We start from the raw sequence: 16,118 nt of genomic DNA, 5'->3' as shown, positions 1-16,118 counted from the left end.
GGGGCCGTGTCGGGGGGTGTCCGTCCTCGGAACGGCGCGGAATCGGTTGCTCACCAACTTGACGGTGTTGACGCGCCAACCCTGCGGGCGGACACCCCCCCGACACGTCCCCTTGCCGCCGTACGCGGGTGCGGGAGCGCCCACCTTGCGGCACCAGTGGCGGCCGAGCGACGGTCACCTCTTGGCCGACCGAGTCGGGTGGTGGTGGGCATAGGTGCGGGGGTCTGGGGGCGGAGCCCCCAGGGGGCCGTAGTGGTGCCGGGCGCCTTGACAAGGGGGTGTGTGTCACAGAGGTCAACGGTTCCGCCTGCGGGCGGTCGCGCCTATCGTCAAGGCCATGTTCGCTGTCTACGCCGCCCGAATCGACCGCGACCAGCCGCTCTCCGGTCTGGAGTTGGGGGAGCGCCCGGCCCCTGAGCCCCGCCCCGGCTGGAGTGTCGTCGATGTCAGGGCCGCCTCCCTCAATCACCACGACCTCTGGTCCCTGCGGGGCGTGGGCCTCGCCGAGGACAAGCTGCCGATGATCCTCGGCTGTGACGCTGCCGGGATCGATCAGGACGGCAACGAGGTCGTCCTGCACTCCGTCATCGGTCAGACCGGGCACGGCGTCGGCCCGAAGGAGCCGCGCTCCATCCTCACCGAGCGCTACCAGGGCACCTTCGCCGAGCAGGTCGCCGTACCGACGTGGAACCTGCTGCCCAAGCCCAAGGAGCTCTCCTTCGAGGAGGCCGCCTGTCTGCCCACGGCGTGGCTGACGGCGTACCGGATGCTGTTCACGAACGCCGGGGTACGTCCCGGCGACTCCGTCCTCGTGCAGGGCGCCGGTGGCGGTGTCGCCACGGCGGCGATCGTGCTGGCGAAGGCCGCGGGGTTGCGGGTCTTTGCGACCAGCCGGGACGAGGCGAAGCGGAAACGGGCCGTCGAGCTGGGGGCCGTGGAGGCGCTGGAGCCGGGTGCGCGGCTGCCGCAGCGGGTCGATGCCGTGATCGAGACCGTCGGCGCGGCCACCTGGTCGCATTCGGTGAAGTCCCTGCGGCCCGGCGGGACGCTCGTGATCTCCGGTGCGACGAGTGGTGACCGTCCCTCACATGCCGAGCTGACCCGGATCTTCTTCCTGGAACTCAAGGTCGTCGGCTCCACGATGGGCACCAAGGACGAACTGGAGGACCTGCTCTCCTTCTGTGCCGCCACCGGCGTACGTCCCGTCATCGACGAGGCGTTCCCGCTCGACAGGGCCCGTGAGGGCTTCGAGCGGCTGGAGTCCGGAGAGCAGTTCGGAAAGGTCGTTCTTACGAACGGCTAGTGGTTCTTCCTGCTTCATGACGGCCGGTCCGGGGCTCCGGGCCGGCCGTCGGTCGTGTCAACCATGGTTGACGAGCGAGGGCTGTCAATGTAGGTTGACGCCATGACCGAAGCAACGGATCTCGCCGAGCGCGCGGGTGACCGGGACCCCCGGGTCGGCCTGCGGGCCGTCGCCGCGCTGCGCAGGCTGCTGGAGCAGTTGGAAGCGGTGCAGGTGCGCAGCGCGCGCAATCAGGGCTGGTCGTGGCAGGAGATCGCCGCGGAACTCGGTGTGAGCAGGCAGGCCGTGCACAAGAAGTACGGGAGGCATTGATGTTCGAGCGGTTCACGAAGGACGCCCGGGACGTGGTGCGCGGAGCGGTCGAGTATGCCGAGGGGGCGGGTGGACAGTCCGTGGAGGCGGAGCACATGCTGCTCGCCCTGCTGGATCGGGAGGCCTCCCGCGCCTCCTTCGGTCTGGCCGCACTCGGTCTCGCCGACCGCAAGGAGTCCGTACGGCAGGCCCTGACCGAGGCGCGGCGGCGCGCGGGTCTCTCCCAGGCCGACGCCGACGCCCTCGCGGGACTGGGCATCGACGTCTCCGAGATCGTCGCCCGGGTGGAGGAGGTGCACGGCGTCGGCGCCATGGCCGGCGACCGCAAGGACAAGGGCTGGTGGTCGGGGCGCCGCTCCTTCGGCCGGGACGCCAAGGAGGTCCTGGAGAGGTCCCTGCGCATCGCCGTCGCCCACCGCGACCGCCAGGTCGGCGACGAACACATCCTGCTGGCCCTGACCGCCCGTCCGGGCGTACCCGCGGAGGTCCTCGCCGACCACGGGGTGACCAACGAGGCGCTGACGCGGGTGCTGTACGGGGACGGGGAGGCGAAGGCGGGCTGAGCCCGGCCGGGGCGGGCGCAGGTGGTTGTGGCCGCCGGCCGGAGACCGGAGTCTCGTCGGCGGCCCGTCATCGTCATTCATCGCGGCCGGTGGGTCGGTTGTGCCGGCCGGGGCGCGTGGCTCAGACCTTCGGTGTGCGCAGCAGTGCGCCGATGTGGGCCGCCGCCGTCGAGAGGTGGCGGCGGGCGTCGCGGAGTTGGTCGGGTGTGACTCCGTGGTCCCGGGCGGTGTCGCGGATGTCGTCCCGGAAGCGGTCGAGCAGGCGGTCCAGGTCGCGGGCCGGGTCACCGGTGGGGTCCTCGTGGGCCCACGTCGGCTCGTACTCGGCCGGGAAGTCCTCCGGGGTGTGCGAGTACTCGGGGACGGGTGTCGCCTTCTCCGCGGTGCCGTTGCCCCGTCCGAAGCCGAAGTCCTTTCCGAACTCCTTGCCGTAGTCCATTCCGAGCTCGCCGAACTCCCTGGCCAGTTCGGTCAGGCCCTCCCGTACGCCCGTCGGCCAGTCGCCCCGCGTGAAGTGGTCCTGCACCTGTTCCTGGACGCGCCGGGCGATGCGCTGCACCTCCTCCTGGGCCTGCGTCCGCGCCCGCTCCTGTGCCTCCTTGGCCTGGCGGCGGGCGCGCTGGGCCTCCTCGCGTGCCCGCCGGCTCTCGTCCTTGGCGCGTCGGGCCTGTTCCTTCCACTCCTGCTTGACGCGGCGCATCTCCTCCTTGGCCGCACGCCACGCCTCCTTGTCGGTGTCCCCGAAGGCACCGCCCTGTTCACCGTCGCCTGCGTTGGTGCCGCCGGGTCCGGTGCCCCGCCGGGCCTCGGAGGCCGCCGCCCGCATCTCGCGTCGCAGGTCCCCCGCCGCGCCACGTACGTCGGCCCGGATCTCGGCGGCGAGTTCCGCGACCGACTCGCGGATCTCCAGTTCCAGGTCGGCCAGTTCACCGCTGCGGTCGGCCAGCTCGGCGCGGCCCGCGTCCGTGATGGCGTACACCTTGCGGCCGCCCTCGGTGGTGTGGGTGACCAGGCCCTCGGCCTCCAGCTTGGACAGGCGGGGGTAGACGGTGCCCGCCGAGGGGGCGTACAGGCCCTGGAAGCGCTCCTCCAGGAGGCGGATCACCTCGTAGCCGTGGCGCGGGGCCTCGTCGAGCAGCTTCAGCAGGTAGAGGCGGAGGCGGCCGTGCGCGAAGACGGGGGGCATGTCAGAGCACCTTCTTGTCGGTCGTACCGTCGGCCGGAGCGCGGGTCGAGCCGCCGCCCGGGCCGGAAACGGAATTGTCCCCCGAGCCGCTGTGCGGTCCGTTCGCCGGGTCGTCGGCGCCGGAATCCATGGCGTCGCCCCACGGCTCGTCCTCCCGGGGTGGCCTGCGCAGGAGGGCGATCGAGCCGGAGATGGTCGTGGCCCGCAGGCTGCCGTTGCCCGGGCCGAGGCGGCCGGTGATCTTGTGGGCGCCCCACTGGCCGTGCACCCGGAGACCCTCGAAGGCGTTGGAGATGGTCCCGCTCGCGGTGTTGGCCTCGACCTCGGTGTCGGCCGGCTGGGGGAGCCGGATGGCGATCTCGCCCGAGACGCTGGTCAGCCGGACGTCGGTGGGGCCGTCCGGATCGAGGTCGACGATCATGGAGCCGCTGACCGAGTCGGCCCGCACGGAGGACCCCGAGCCGTCGACGACGGTGAGGTCGCCGGAGACGGAGTTGAACCGGAGGTCGCCGGTGACGGCCTGGGCCTCCAGGTTCCCGGCGACCGTGTCGGCGCGAACCGGGCCGGAGAGGCCGACGAGTGTCGTGTCGCCGTTGACTCCCTTCACCACGGACGGCCCGCGCATCCCGGAGGCGACGGCCCCGGCGCTGATCACGCCCACCTCGACCTGCGTGTCGGCCGGCACGGCGAGGGAGACGACGGCGCTGCGGCGCCACCCCTTGCGGTCGAGCCACTTGAGGAAGCCCTTCCAGGGCAGGTCGTCGTACGCCACGGTGAGCGTGCCGCCCTGCTGGGTCACGACCAGGGGCGGGCCCTCGATCTCGGACACTTCCAGGCGGGCGGAACCTTCGTCGGTGCCCACCACGTTCACTGTTCCGTCGACGATGCGGACATGGAGGGTGGTGACGGGATCGTCGAAGGTGAGCTTCCTGGGCTCTGTGACGGACCACTCGGACATCGGTGCGGACCTCCCCGTAGCAACGCGCCATATCGCGTCTCCTGCTAGTCACGATATATCGCGGCTCGGGAAAGTCAAGGCACCCGTTCTGGGGATCTTTCGGCTATCGAAAGTGCTCAAATAGGGTGAATCGCCCTAGCGTGTGAGCATGTCGACGGAAGCCTCCCGAACCGGTCCGGCCGGTCCTGCCGGTCGCGCCCCCGGCGCCCTGCTGCTCTGCCGGGCGAAACCCGATTCCGTCGCCCCCGCGGCCCAGCTGCTGCGCGAACGCATGCTGCTCACGCGCGCGGGTGAGGACTGGAGCGTCCTCGTCCCCGAGGGCAGGCCCTGGCTGCACGGCGGCGAACCCGTCGACCGCGTCCTGACCGGCTGGGCCACCGCCCTGGCTGTCGGCGCCTCCTGGCCCGTACTGGCCCTGTGGTGGGACGCGGACCGTGCCGGCTACACCCTCGCGGTCGGCTTCCGCCGCCCCGTCGGCTACGTCTGGCTGGCCAACGGCACCCCTGTGGGCGAGGACGAGGCCATGCGCACCTTCGCCGCCCGCCTCGGCCTGGACCCGGCCGGAAGCGACATGGAGTCCCTCGAGCGGCTCACGAAGCCGGCCACCGCGACCGACGCCCGCGCCCGTCTGCGTGCCCTGCTCGCCGTCCTCACGCGCGCGGGAGTCGCCCTCCCGGCCGGTCTAGCCCCCGGCGAAAGCGTGGACCGCCTCCGCGAGGCCGCCCACGCCCAGCCGGACGCCCACCCGGTCGAGGGGCCCGGCCTGGGCGCCGCGCTCCGCACGGAGACCGACGCAGCGCCCCACCCGGGCCCCGGCCCCCGGCTGCCCTGGCCGGCGGACCCCAGAGCCCGCCTCCTGGCCCTCGCCCAGCTCACGGCAGGCCTCCCGCTCACCGCGTGGGGCGTACGGCGCCGCAGCCCCGGCTGGATCACGGCGGGAGCGCTCCTCCTGGCGCACGGCGCGCTGGGGCTGGCGTCCGACCTGGCACGCCCGCGCGACTGAGGCACGAAAAACGGGGCGCCGCACGGGCGCCCCACCTGAGCAGTCGGTCCTACTCGTCGTCCTCGTCCTCGTCGTCCAGCCGTGCCAGCCACGTCGCCAGCCGTTCCACCGGCACCTCGAAGTCCGGGTTCAGATCGACGAACGTCCGCAGCTGCTCGGCGAGCCACTCGAAGGTGACCTCTTCCTGGCCTCGTCGTTTCTCCAGCTCTTCGATGCCACGGTCGGTGAAGTACATGGCTCAAGGATAAGTGTGCGGAAACAGCCGGGCCGCACCCCCCGGAGAGGGGTGCGGCCCGGTCACGTACGGCCTGCGAGAGCGGTTACGCCTCGAACACCTCACGCACCAGCTGCTCCTGCTCGGCCTGGTGCCGCTTCGCGGACCCGACCGCCGGCGAGGAGCCGTGCGGGCGGGAGATGCGGCGCAGGCGCTCCCCGTGGGGGACGTCCGCGCCGACCGCCAGGTCGAGGTGGTCGATGAGGTTCAGGGCGATGAACGGCCAGGCGCCCTGGTTGGCCGGCTCCTCCTGGGTCCAGAGGTACTTCTCGGCGTTCGGGTACTTGGCGATCTCGGCCTGCACCTCCGCACCCGGGAGGGGGTACAGACGCTCGAGGCGGATGATCGCCGTGTCCTTGACGCCACGCTTCTGGCGCTCGGCTTCGAGGTCGTAGTAGACCTTGCCGGCGCAGAAGACGACCTTCTTGACCGCGGCCGGGTCGACCGACGCGTCGCCGATGACCGGGCGGAACTGGCCCGTCGTGAACTCCTCCGCCTTCGAGGCCGCGGCCTTCAGGCGCAGCATCGACTTCGGGGTGAAGACGACCAGCGGCTTGTGGTGCGGGTTGTGCACCTGCCACCGCAGGAGGTGGAAGTAGTTCGACGGGAGCGTGGGCATCGCGACCGTCATGTTGTTCTGCGCGCACATCTGGAGGAAGCGCTCCGGGCGGGCCGACGAGTGGTCCGGGCCCTGGCCCTCATAGCCGTGCGGCAGCAGCAGGGTGACGCCGGACGTCTGGCCCCACTTCTGCTCCGCCGACGAGATGAACTCGTCCACGACCGTCTGCGCGCCGTTGACGAAGTCGCCGAACTGCGCCTCCCACATGACGAGCGCCTCGGGGCGGGCCAGCGAGTAGCCGTACTCGAAGCCCATCGCCGCGTACTCGCTGAGCAGCGAGTTGTAGACGTTGTACCGCGCCTGGTCCTCGGAGAGGTACATCAGCGGCGTGAACTCGTCGCCCGTCGCACGGTCGATCAGCACCGCGTGGCGCTGGCCGAAGGTGCCTCGCTGCGAGTCCTGGCCGGCCAGCCGGACCGGGACGCCCTCCAGGAGGAGCGAGCCGACCGCGAGTGTCTCGCCCATGCCCCAGTCGATGGTGCCGTCCTCGACCATCGTCGCCCGGCGCTGCAGCTGCGGCAGCAGGCGCGGGTGGACGGTGATGTGGTCGGGGACGTTGAGCTGGGACTCGGCGATCCGCTTGACGAACTCGGTGGAGATCGCGGTGTTCACGGCGACCGGGAACTCCGGCTTCGGGTCCGAGGACTCCGACGACAGCGGCTGCGCGGTGGCCTCACGGACCTCGGTGAAGACCTTCTCCAGCTGGCCCTGGTAGTCCTGCAGGGCCTGCTCGGCCTCTTCCAGGGTGATGTCGCCGCGACCGATCAGGGACTCGGTGTACAGCTTGCGCACCGAGCGCTTCTTGTCGATCAGGTCGTACATCAGCGGCTGGGTGAAGGCCGGGTTGTCCGACTCGTTGTGACCGCGGCGGCGGTAGCAGATGAGGTCGATCACCACGTCCTTGTTGAACGCCTGGCGGAACTCGAAGGCCAGGCGGGCCACGCGGACCACGGCCTCCGGGTCGTCGCCGTTCACGTGGAAGATCGGCGCCTCGATCATGCGGGCCACGTCGGTGGCGTACATGGAGGAGCGGGCCGACTCCGGCGCGGCGGTGAAGCCGACCTGGTTGTTGATGACGATGTGAACCGTGCCGCCGGTGCGGTAACCGCGCAGCTGCGACATGTTCAGGGTCTCCGCGACCACGCCCTGGCCGGCGAAGGCCGCGTCACCGTGCAGGGCGACCGGCAGGACCGTGAAGTCCGTGCCGCCCTTGTTGATGATGTCCTGCTTGGCGCGGGCGATGCCCTCCAGGACCGGGTCGACCGCCTCCAGGTGGGAGGGGTTCGCGGCCAGGGAGACCTTGATCTGCTCGCCGTCGAGACCCGTGAAGGTGCCCTCGGCGCCCAGGTGGTACTTCACGTCGCCGGAGCCGTGCATCGACTTCGGGTCGAGGTTGCCCTCGAACTCGCGGAAGATCTGCGCGTACGACTTGCCGACGATGTTGGCGAGCACGTTCAGGCGGCCGCGGTGGGCCATGCCGATGACGACCTCGTCCAGGCGGGACTCGGCGGCCGAGTCCAGCACCGCGTCGAGCAGCGGGATGACGGACTCGCCGCCCTCCAGGGAGAAGCGCTTCTGGCCGACGTACTTCGTCTGCAGGAAGGTCTCGAAGGCCTCCGCCGCGTTCAGGCGGCGCAGGATGCGCAGCTGCTCCTCGCGCTCCGGCTTGCTGTGCGGGCGCTCGATGCGGTCCTGGATCCACTTGCGCTGCTTGGGGTCCTGGATGTGCATGAACTCGACGCCGGTGGTGCGGCAGTACGAGTCACGCAGCACGCCGAGGATGTCGCGCAGCTTCATCATCGACTTGCCGGAGAAGCCGCCGACCGCGAACTCGCGCTCCAGGTCCCACAGGGTGAGCCCGTGCTCGGTGATGTCCAGGTCGGGGTGCTTGCGCTGGCGGTACTCCAGCGGGTCGGTGTCGGCCATGACGTGACCGCGGACCCGGTAGGAGTGGATCAGCTCGAAGACACGGGCGGCCTTGGTGACGTCGTCGTCGTGGCTGGCGTCGATGTCCTTGAGCCAGCGGACCGGCTCGTAGGGGATGCGCAGCGACTCGAAGATCTCGTCGTAGAAGCCGTTCTCGCCGAGGAGGAGGTTCGCGACGATCCGCAGGAACTCGCCGGACGCGGCGCCCTGGATCACCCGGTGGTCGTAGGTCGACGTGAGCGTCATGACCTTCGAGATGCCGAGCTTGTTCAGGGTGTCCTGGGAGGTGCCCTGGAACTCCGCCGGGTAGTCCATCGAGCCGACGCCCATGATGACCGACTGCCCGGGCATCAGACGCGGGACGGAGTGGACGGTGCCGAGGCCGCCGGGGTTGGTCAGGGAGACCGTGACACCGGTGAAGTCGTCCATCGTCAGCTTGCCGTCGCGGGCGCGACGGACGATGTCCTCGTAGGCCTGCCAGAACTCGAAGAAGTTCAGCGTCTCGGCCTTCTTGATGCCGGCCACGACGAGCTGGCGGTCGCCGTTGGGCTTCACCAGGTCGATGGCCAGGCCGAAGTTGACGTGCGGCGGCTTGACGAGGGTGGGCTTCCCGTCCTTCTCCGCGAAGTGCCAGTTCATCGACGGCATGGCCTTGATGGCCTGCACCATCGCGAAGCCGATCAGGTGCGTGAAGGAGATCTTCCCGCCCCGGGCGCGCTTGAGGTGGTTGTTGATGACGATGCGGTTGTCGAACAGCAGCTTCACCGGGACCGCGCGCACGGACGTGGCCGTGGGCAGCTCCAGCGAGGCGTTCATGTTCTTGGCGACCGCAGCGGCCGGGCCGCGCAGCGTCACGAACTCCGGACCCTCGGGGGAGGCGGCGGCGGGCGTGGCCGCCGGCTTCGCGGCAGCGGCCGGCTTCGCGGCCGGAGCCGGAGCCTTGGCCGGTGCGGCGGCCGGTGCGGCGGCCGGTGCGGCGGCCGGTGCGGGCGCCGGAGCGGCCGCGGCGGGCTTGGGGGCCACGGGAGCCGGGGTGGCGGCGGCCGGAGCCTGTGCGGGCGCCTGGGCCTGCGCAGGCGGGGCGGCAGGCGCGGGCCGGGCCACGGTGGTGGTGTCTGCGGCCCCCGCGGCCGCAGTACCCGCCGGAGCCGGGGCGGCGGCCGCCCCCGGCTTGTAGTCGGCGAAGAAGTCCCACCAGGCTCGGTCTACGGAGTTCGGGTCCTGGAGGTACTGCTGATAGATCTCGTCGACGAGCCACTCGTTCGGACCGAAGGCCGCTGCGGGGTTCTTACCCGCTTGGTCTGAGTCGGTCGAGATGCTCGAGTTACTGGGGGACTGTGGCGACACGGCGGCAACCGCCCTCTTCCGCTTCACAAGGTGATGGACAGCGGGAATAAAGGCTACGCCCCCAAGACCGGGAAGGTCAGGCCGGGCCCGTCCATCGTCGTGTAAGTCACATCGAACAGCGCGTTTCAGGGGTGGAAATGGCGGGAAACAAGCGTGGTTCCGCTTCATCCGGGATGCGCTCAGCGGGCCCCTACGCGACAGCGGCGCGGGCCTGTGCCTGATCACACGTGTCCGTCAGCGCGGAACACTCGTGGATCTTGTGGCTCCGCTTCGAACTTTACGTCAACTTGGCAGAGAAGAAAGTCCCGGCAGGGTGACAAGAATCCGGCAGCCCCGCTCGGATTCGGCCACACCGATCCGGCCGCCGTGCAGATCCACCGCCCAGCGGGCGATCGCCAGACCGAGACCCGTGCCGCCGTCACTGCCGGGACCGTGCGGCCGGTTGACGCTGCCGCGGTTGAACCGCTCGAAGACCCGGTGCCACTCCGACCGGGGAATGCCGGGGCCCTCGTCGAGGACCTCCAGCTCGAGCGACTCGGGAGCGGTCCCGCGCCGCGCCTTGACCGTGACACGGCCGTGCGCCGGACTGTGCTTGACCGCGTTGTCGATGAGATTCGCCACGACCTGGTGGATCCGCTCCGGGTCCGCGTGCGCGGTCAGCTCCGGCGGGGACACGTCGAGGTGCAGATGGACGTCCGTCCGCGTGTGGCTGCCGGATCCGGACGCGATGCCCGCGCGCGCGGAGGCGACCATGTTGGCCTCCTTCAGCACGCCCGACAGGTACGGCCACACCTCGAAACGCCGCCTGCGCAGCGGTACGACCCCGTTGTCCAGCCTGGACAGGTCCAGGAGCGTCTCCACGAGACGCCCCAGCCGCTCCGTCTGCTTCAGCGCCGTCCGCATCGTCTCCGGGTCGGCCTCCGTGAAGCCGTCGACGATGTTCTCCAGGACGGCACGCAGGCCCGCGATCGGCGTGCGCAGCTCGTGCGAGACATTCGCCACGAGCTCCTTGCGCTCTCGCTCCTGCGCCTCCAGGTCGTCCGCCATGCGGTTGATCGTCTGGGCCAGGTCGCCCAGCTCGTCCCGGCGGTTCTCCTGCACCCGGCGGCTGTAGTCGCCGTGCGAGATCGAACGGGCCACCGCGTTCATCTCGTCCAGCGGCGAGGTGAGCGAGTGCGCCACGAACTGCGTAATCAACAGTGTGGCGATCATCGAGAAGACCGTGATGAAGCGAAGCTCCGTCTTGGTCTGCACCGCGATCATCAGCAGACCCGTGGTGATGAGCACCGAGATGACGACCAGCGCGCCCAGCTTGGTCTTGATCGAGAACGGGCGTACGCCGCCCCAGGGTTCCCCGGGGCGTCTTGGTGCGGCCGGCCCGTCGCTCATGGCGTCGGCGTCTCCAGGGCGTAGCCCACGCCGTGCACGGTGCGGATCCGCTCGGCGCCGATCTTCCGCCGCAGGGCCTTGATGTGGCTGTCGACGGTGCGGGTGCCGGAGGCGTCCGCCCAGTCCCACACCTCGGCCAGCAACTGCTCCCGGGAGAGCACCGCGCGCGGGGTGTTCGCCAGGCAGACCAGGAGGTCGAACTCCGTGGGCGTCAGGTGGACGTCCTCGGAGCGCACCCGTACCCGGCGCTGCGCGTGGTCGATCTCCAGCTCGCCGAGCCGCAGGATGCCGCTGCGCGGGGTCGACGCCGCGATCGCGGCCCGCTCCACGCGGCGCAGCAGCACGTGCACGCGGGCGGCCAGCTCCCGCATGGAGAACGGCTTGGTCATGTAGTCGTCGGCGCCGACGCCGAGTCCGACCAGCATGTCGGTCTCGTCGTCCCGCGCGGTGAGCATCATCACCGGCACCGGCCGGGATGCCTGCACCCGACGGCAGACCTCCAGACCGTCGAAGCCGGGCAGCATGATGTCGAGGATCAGCAGATCGGGCTGCCAGGCCTCGGCGGTGTCGACCGCGGACGGACCGTCGCCCGCCGTTTGCACGAGGAATCCCTCGGCGCGCAGGCGGGTCGCGATGGCGTCCACGATCGTCGGATCGTCTTCGACGACAAGCACCCGGCGCTGTGCACCCGGGGTCGTCGCCGTGCCGTTGTGGGAGGTGTGTGTCTGCTCCATCGCCCGCCCCTGAGGTGTGCAATTCCGGAACCAGTGGGGTGATCCCTTGTCTGCGCATGACTGCGCTTGACGCTTGAATGATCGGCGTCAGGGAAGCAGAGTACGGGGAGTCACCGCGGCTTTGCTATCCAGGTCGGACGGCGATGTGCACGACGTCCGGAACGCCCCGGGCAACCGGGATCTCTTCGGTACGCACCCGTTGGAACCCGGCATTCCATAGGGATCCTTCAAATTCCGGAGAGGGCTGGGCGGACCACACCGCCAGTACCCCTCCGGGCCTCAACACCCTTGCACAGCTGGCCAGTCCGGCCGCGGAGTACAGTCCGCCGTTGCCTTCCGTGACCGTCCAGTCGGGGCCGTTGTCGATGTCCAGGCACAGCACGTCGAACGTGTCGCATGTCTCATTGACGAATGCGACAAGATCCGTTTCCACAATGTCGGTGCGTGGGTCGGCGAGAGCCCGCGCCGACAGCGCGGAAAGCGGTCCGGCACGGTGCCAGTCGATGATGGCGCGTTCCCGCTCGACCACCGTGATCCGCCCCCAGCGGGGATCGGCCGCGGCGTGTGCGAGCGAGAAGCCGACACCGAGGCCGCCGATGAGGACGTGCGGTTGGGGGCGGTCGCCGAGTGCCGCGAGCGCCGCGTCCACGAGCCGGCGCTCCGAGCGGCCGTCGGAAGTGTCCATCAGGAAGCAGCCGTTGGCGATGATCTGCAGCAACTCGCCGTGCTGTCGCAGCACGACCTCGCCGTGCGGACCCTCGCGCCGGTCCAGGACCTGGGGAGTGTCGTACGAGGTGGGCATCAGCCCATGCTGTCAGGTGGGGGCGGATGAGCCGACCGGATTTCCACCGACCGAATGTCCAGCGAGCGAAATGCCACCGCCGGGCGAAATGCCTTCAGAGACGCTGAGCCCGTGGGCCGCACGGGAACACCGGGTCCTCCGTGTCGGGGACATCCGGACGGGCTGCCTTCTGCTCCCCACGCCCGCCGGGACACCGTTCACCTTCGGCTACGCCGTCATCCTCGCCGTGACCTCACTCGTCACCGAGTGCGCCGACCCCGTCCTCGTGCACGACCTCCACCAGGCATCCAGCACCGATGTGGCGCACCTCGTGCAGACGCCCGTACTGGTGCTCCTGGCCAGCGCGTTGTGGATCGCCGGCGGGATCCTCTCGCCGTACGCGATGGGTCTTCTGCTCGTGCTCACCGCGCTGGAGCGCCGGATAGGCGGGCTGCGCACGGCCGGTGTCTTCCTGCTCGGGCATGTCCTCGCCACGCTCGGGACCGAGGTCCCGGTGGGGCTCGCGGTACTGGTCGGTCATCTGCCCGACAGCTCGCTGCACCGCCTCGACTACGGCGTCAGCTTCGGCGTCGCCGCCGGGGTGGGCGCCCTGGCCGGACTCCTCACGCGGTGGCTGCGCTGGCCGCTGCTGGCCGTGTTCGGCGGGATGCTGGTGCAGGGCCTGCTCGCGTTCACCGATCCGCTGACCGACTGGGGCCACCTGATGGCGTTCGCGATCGGCATCGGCACCTGGCCGGTGGTGCGGGGCTGGTACCGGGCGCGGACCGCCTCCCGTGACCGGCGCTGCACGGTGGTGCGTTGGTCCAGGTGGGCGGGTGGCGGGTGTCCAGGAGGCCGTGGTTGTGCGTACCGGCCCCGACATGATCGAGGCGCGGGACGGAGCGCACAGCGGGGTGTTGGCGTGTGCGTGCAAAGGTGACGCCTTTTCCGCCGAGCCGGTCGAGGGTCTGGGGCGGCGCCCAGTTCGTCTCCTTCTCCCCTCACCGGTGCGGACGGGGGGGGAGAAGGAGACGGGCGCGCGACCGGCCGCCGGGGCGTACGTGTTCAGCCGGGAAGGTCGAGGACGGGTTGAGCGTTGTAGGACATGACAACCCTGGTCACGGGCCGGTCGGCGGGTGATCGCTCACAGCGAACGCGGGCCCGGGAACATTCCGGGGCTCACGTGCATTGAGTCGGCATAGCTCAACTTGACTGCCGAAGGGGAGATCATGGCTTCGACGTCCACACCGCTCACTCTGCCTGTGCTGCCGCTCGACGACGAGGTCGTGCTGCCCGGAATGGTGGTTCCGCTGGACCTCAACGACGCCGACGTGCGCGCCGCGGTGGAGGCCGCCCAGGCCGCCGCACGCTCGGAGCCCGGCAAGCCCAGGGTCCTGCTGGTGCCACGCATGGACGGGACATACGCGAGCACCGGTGTGCTCGGCACCGTGGAGCAGGTCGGCCGGCTGGCCGACGGCGACCCCGGTGCGCTGATCCGCGGCCGGGAGCGGGTGAAGATCGGTGCGGGGACCACGGGCCCGGGTGCCGCCCTCTGGGTCGAGGGCACCCGCGTCGACGAGAGTGTGCCCGAGCCGCTGCCCGGCCAGATCGCCGAACTCGTCAAGGAATACAAGGCCCTTGCCACCGCCTGGCTGCGCAAGCGCGGCGCCTGGCAGGTCGTGGACCGGGTGCAGGCCATCGACGATGTCTCCGCCCTTGCCGACAACTCCGGTTACTCGCCCTTCCTGAGCACCGATCAGAAGGTGGAGCTCCTGGAGACCGCCGACCCGGTCGCCCGCCTCAAGCTCGCCACCCAGCACCTGCGCGACCACCTCGCCGAGCAGGACGTCGCCGAGACCATCGCCAAGGACGTCCAGGAAGGCGTCGACAAGCAGCAGCGCGAGTTCCTGCTCCGCCGCCAGCTGGAAGCCGTCCGCAAGGAACTGCGCGAGCTCAACGGCGAGGCGGAGGGCGAGGAGTCCGACGACTACCGTGCCCGCGTCGAGGCCGCCGACCTGCCCGAGAAGGTCCGCGAGGCCGCCCTCAAGGAGGTCGACAAGCTGGAGCGGTCCAGCGACCAGTCGCCCGAGGGCTCGTGGATCCGGACCTGGCTCGACACCGTCCTCGAACTCCCGTGGAACGAGCGGACCGAGGACCAGTACGACATCCGGGGCGCCAAGACGATCCTGGACGCCGAGCACGCCGGCCTGGAGGACGTGAAGGAGCGGATCACCGAGTACCTGGCGGTGCGCAAGCGCCGTACCGACCGCGGGCTGGGTGTGATCGGCGGGCGCCGCGGTGGTGCCGTCCTCGCGCTGGTCGGCCCGCCCGGCGTCGGCAAGACCTCGCTCGGCGAGTCCGTCGCGCACGCGATGGGGCGGAAGTTCGTCCGGGTCGCTCTCGGTGGCGTCCGGGACGAGGCCGAGATCCGCGGTCACCGTCGTACGTACGTCGGTGCGCTGCCCGGCCGGATCGTCCGTGCCATCAAGGAGGCCGGGTCGATGAATCCGGTGGTGCTGCTCGACGAGATCGACAAGGTGGGGTCCGACTTCCGGGGCGACCCGGCGGCCGCCCTCCTGGAGGTCCTGGACCCGGCGCAGAACCACACCTTCCGGGACCACTACCTGGAGGTGGAGCTGGACCTGTCGGACGTCGTCTTCCTGGCCACGGCCAACGTGCTGGAGGCCATCCCGGAGGCGCTGCTCGACCGTATGGAGCTGGTCCGCCTCGACGGCTACACCGAGGACGAGAAGATCGTCATCGCGCGTGACCACCTGCTGCCGCGTCAGCTGGAGCGGGCGGGCCTGGAGAAGGCCGAGGTCACTCTCGAGGAGAGCGCGCTGCGCAAGCTCGCCGGCGAGTACACGCGCGAGGCGGGCGTCCGCAACCTGGAGCGGTCCATCGCACGGCTGCTGCGCAAGGTCGCGGCCCAGCAGGAACTGGGCGAGCGGAAGCTGCCGTTCACCGTCCGGGACGAGGATCTGCGCGACCTGATCGGCCGGCCGCACCACGTGCCCGAGTCCGCGCAGGACCCGGCCGAGCGGCGCACGGCGGTGCCGGGCGTGGCGACGGGTCTCGCGGTCACGGGAGCGGGCGGTGACGTCCTGTTCGTCGAGGCGTCGCTGGCCGACCCGGAGACGGGCGCGGCGGGCCTGACCCTGACCGGTCAGCTGGGCGACGTCATGAAGGAGTCGGCACAGATCGCGCTGAGCTTCCTCCGCTCGCACGGCGCCGAGCTCGAACTGCCGGTGGCCGATCTGAAGGACCGGGGCGTGCACATCCACTTCCCGGCGGGCGCGGTCCCGAAGGACGGCCCGAGTGCGGGCGTCACGATGACGACGGCGCTGGCGTCGCTGCTGTCCGGTCGTCTGGTCCGCACGGACGTGGCGATGACCGGCGAGGTCTCGCTGACGGGACGGGTCCTGCCCATCGGCGGCGTGAAGCAGAAGCTGCTGGCCGCGCATCGGGCAGGGGTGACGACCGTGATCATCCCGAAGCGCAACGAGCCCGACCTGGACGACGTCCCGGCCGAGGTCCTGGACAAGCTCGACGTCCACGCCGTCACGGACGTCCGCCAGGTTCTGGAGCTGGCGCTGTCTCCGGCGACGAACGGGGCCGCGCCGGAGGTTCCGGTGGCGGCGTGACGGAGCTCTAAGGGAAGGCCCGGGTTTTCGTGAGGGAGGCCCGGGCCTTCACGGTGTCTGCTTTCGGGGATCAGCCGCC

The 16,118-nt window shown here is 70.6% G+C and carries 13 protein-coding genes; 6 read left to right on the top strand and 7 right to left on the bottom strand.

The features are described from left to right. Nucleotides 1–337 precede the first annotated feature (337 nt). The 3 genes from ACFYO2_RS09570 to ACFYO2_RS09560 all read left to right on the top strand — a co-directional run bounded on the left by ACFYO2_RS09570 (nt 338) and on the right by ACFYO2_RS09560 (nt 2,178). The gene (locus tag ACFYO2_RS09570) at nt 338–1,303 is read left to right on the top strand and encodes a zinc-binding dehydrogenase (protein WP_388346504.1); all 966 of its coding nucleotides are present in this window, start codon (nt 338–340) and stop codon (nt 1,301–1,303) included. 102 nt (nt 1,304–1,405) lie between these two features. Then, nucleotides 1,406–1,615 carry a helix-turn-helix domain-containing protein gene (locus ACFYO2_RS09565; protein ID WP_016437953.1) on the top strand — a complete coding sequence of 70 codons (210 nt, stop codon included), beginning with the start codon at nt 1,406–1,408 and terminating at the stop codon, nt 1,613–1,615. Then, on the top strand, nt 1,615–2,178 hold the full coding sequence (locus ACFYO2_RS09560) for a Clp protease N-terminal domain-containing protein (RefSeq protein WP_388346501.1): 564 nt from the start codon (nt 1,615–1,617) through the stop codon (nt 2,176–2,178). The genes ACFYO2_RS09565 and ACFYO2_RS09560 overlap by 1 nt, the downstream gene beginning before the upstream one ends. 121 nt (nt 2,179–2,299) lie before the next feature. Here ACFYO2_RS09560 and ACFYO2_RS09555 read toward each other — a convergent pair whose 3' ends face one another. Both ACFYO2_RS09555 and ACFYO2_RS09550 read right to left on the bottom strand, forming a co-directional pair. Next, nucleotides 2,300–3,364, bottom strand: a complete 1,065-nt coding sequence (locus ACFYO2_RS09555) for a helix-turn-helix transcriptional regulator (protein ID WP_388346499.1) — start codon at nt 3,362–3,364, stop codon at nt 2,300–2,302. A 1-nt stretch (nt 3,365) separates the two neighbouring features. Further along, the gene (locus ACFYO2_RS09550) at nt 3,366–4,322 is read right to left on the bottom strand and encodes a DUF4097 domain-containing protein (protein ID WP_388346497.1); all 957 of its coding nucleotides are present in this window, start codon (nt 4,320–4,322) and stop codon (nt 3,366–3,368) included. A gap of 148 nt (nt 4,323–4,470) precedes the next feature. Between ACFYO2_RS09550 and ACFYO2_RS09545 the strand changes: the two genes are divergently transcribed. Beyond that, nucleotides 4,471–5,325, top strand: coding sequence for a hypothetical protein (locus ACFYO2_RS09545; RefSeq protein ID WP_388346494.1), 855 nt, complete (start codon nt 4,471–4,473; stop codon nt 5,323–5,325). Nucleotides 5,326–5,374: 49 nt separating this feature from the next. Here the strand turns inward: ACFYO2_RS09545 and ACFYO2_RS09540 are convergent, their stop codons facing one another. The 5 genes from ACFYO2_RS09540 to ACFYO2_RS09520 form a co-directional block, all read right to left on the bottom strand. After that, nucleotides 5,375–5,560: a DUF6104 family protein gene (locus ACFYO2_RS09540; protein ID WP_362086406.1), complete on the bottom strand. Its 186-nt coding sequence runs from the start codon at nt 5,558–5,560 to the stop codon at nt 5,375–5,377. 85 nt (nt 5,561–5,645) lie between these two features. Continuing rightward, nucleotides 5,646–9,491 carry a multifunctional oxoglutarate decarboxylase/oxoglutarate dehydrogenase thiamine pyrophosphate-binding subunit/dihydrolipoyllysine-residue succinyltransferase subunit gene (locus tag ACFYO2_RS09535; RefSeq protein WP_388346491.1) on the bottom strand — a complete coding sequence of 1,282 codons (3,846 nt, stop codon included), beginning with the start codon at nt 9,489–9,491 and terminating at the stop codon, nt 5,646–5,648. A gap of 282 nt (nt 9,492–9,773) precedes the next feature. Then, the gene (locus ACFYO2_RS09530) at nt 9,774–10,880 is read right to left on the bottom strand and encodes an ATP-binding protein (RefSeq protein ID WP_388346488.1); all 1,107 of its coding nucleotides are present in this window, start codon (nt 10,878–10,880) and stop codon (nt 9,774–9,776) included. Further along, nucleotides 10,877–11,614, bottom strand: coding sequence for a response regulator transcription factor (locus ACFYO2_RS09525; protein ID WP_217239405.1), 738 nt, complete (start codon nt 11,612–11,614; stop codon nt 10,877–10,879). The genes ACFYO2_RS09530 and ACFYO2_RS09525 overlap by 4 nt, the downstream gene beginning before the upstream one ends. 124 nt (nt 11,615–11,738) lie before the next feature. Beyond that, nucleotides 11,739–12,416 (bottom strand): spermidine synthase, encoded by a 678-nt coding sequence (locus ACFYO2_RS09520; protein WP_388346485.1) that lies wholly within the window; start codon nt 12,414–12,416, stop codon nt 11,739–11,741. Between ACFYO2_RS09520 and ACFYO2_RS09515 the strand changes: the two genes are divergently transcribed. Both ACFYO2_RS09515 and lon read left to right on the top strand, forming a co-directional pair. Further along, the gene (locus ACFYO2_RS09515; RefSeq protein ID WP_388347544.1) at nt 12,409–13,335 is read left to right on the top strand and encodes a rhomboid-like protein; all 927 of its coding nucleotides are present in this window, start codon (nt 12,409–12,411) and stop codon (nt 13,333–13,335) included. The two genes, ACFYO2_RS09520 and ACFYO2_RS09515, sit on opposite strands and share 8 nt — an antisense overlap. Nucleotides 13,336–13,624: 289 nt before the next feature. Further along, nucleotides 13,625–16,039 carry an endopeptidase La gene (gene lon / locus ACFYO2_RS09510; RefSeq protein WP_388346482.1) on the top strand — a complete coding sequence of 805 codons (2,415 nt, stop codon included), beginning with the start codon at nt 13,625–13,627 and terminating at the stop codon, nt 16,037–16,039. Nucleotides 16,040–16,118 lie beyond the last annotated feature (79 nt).

It is taken from the genome of Streptomyces sp. NPDC006602 (assembly GCF_042870385.1).
Lineage (GTDB): Bacteria > Actinomycetota > Actinomycetes > Streptomycetales > Streptomycetaceae > Streptomyces.
The sequence above is the reverse complement of the archived record's forward strand: the minus strand, read 5'-3'. Positions and strand labels throughout refer to the sequence as shown.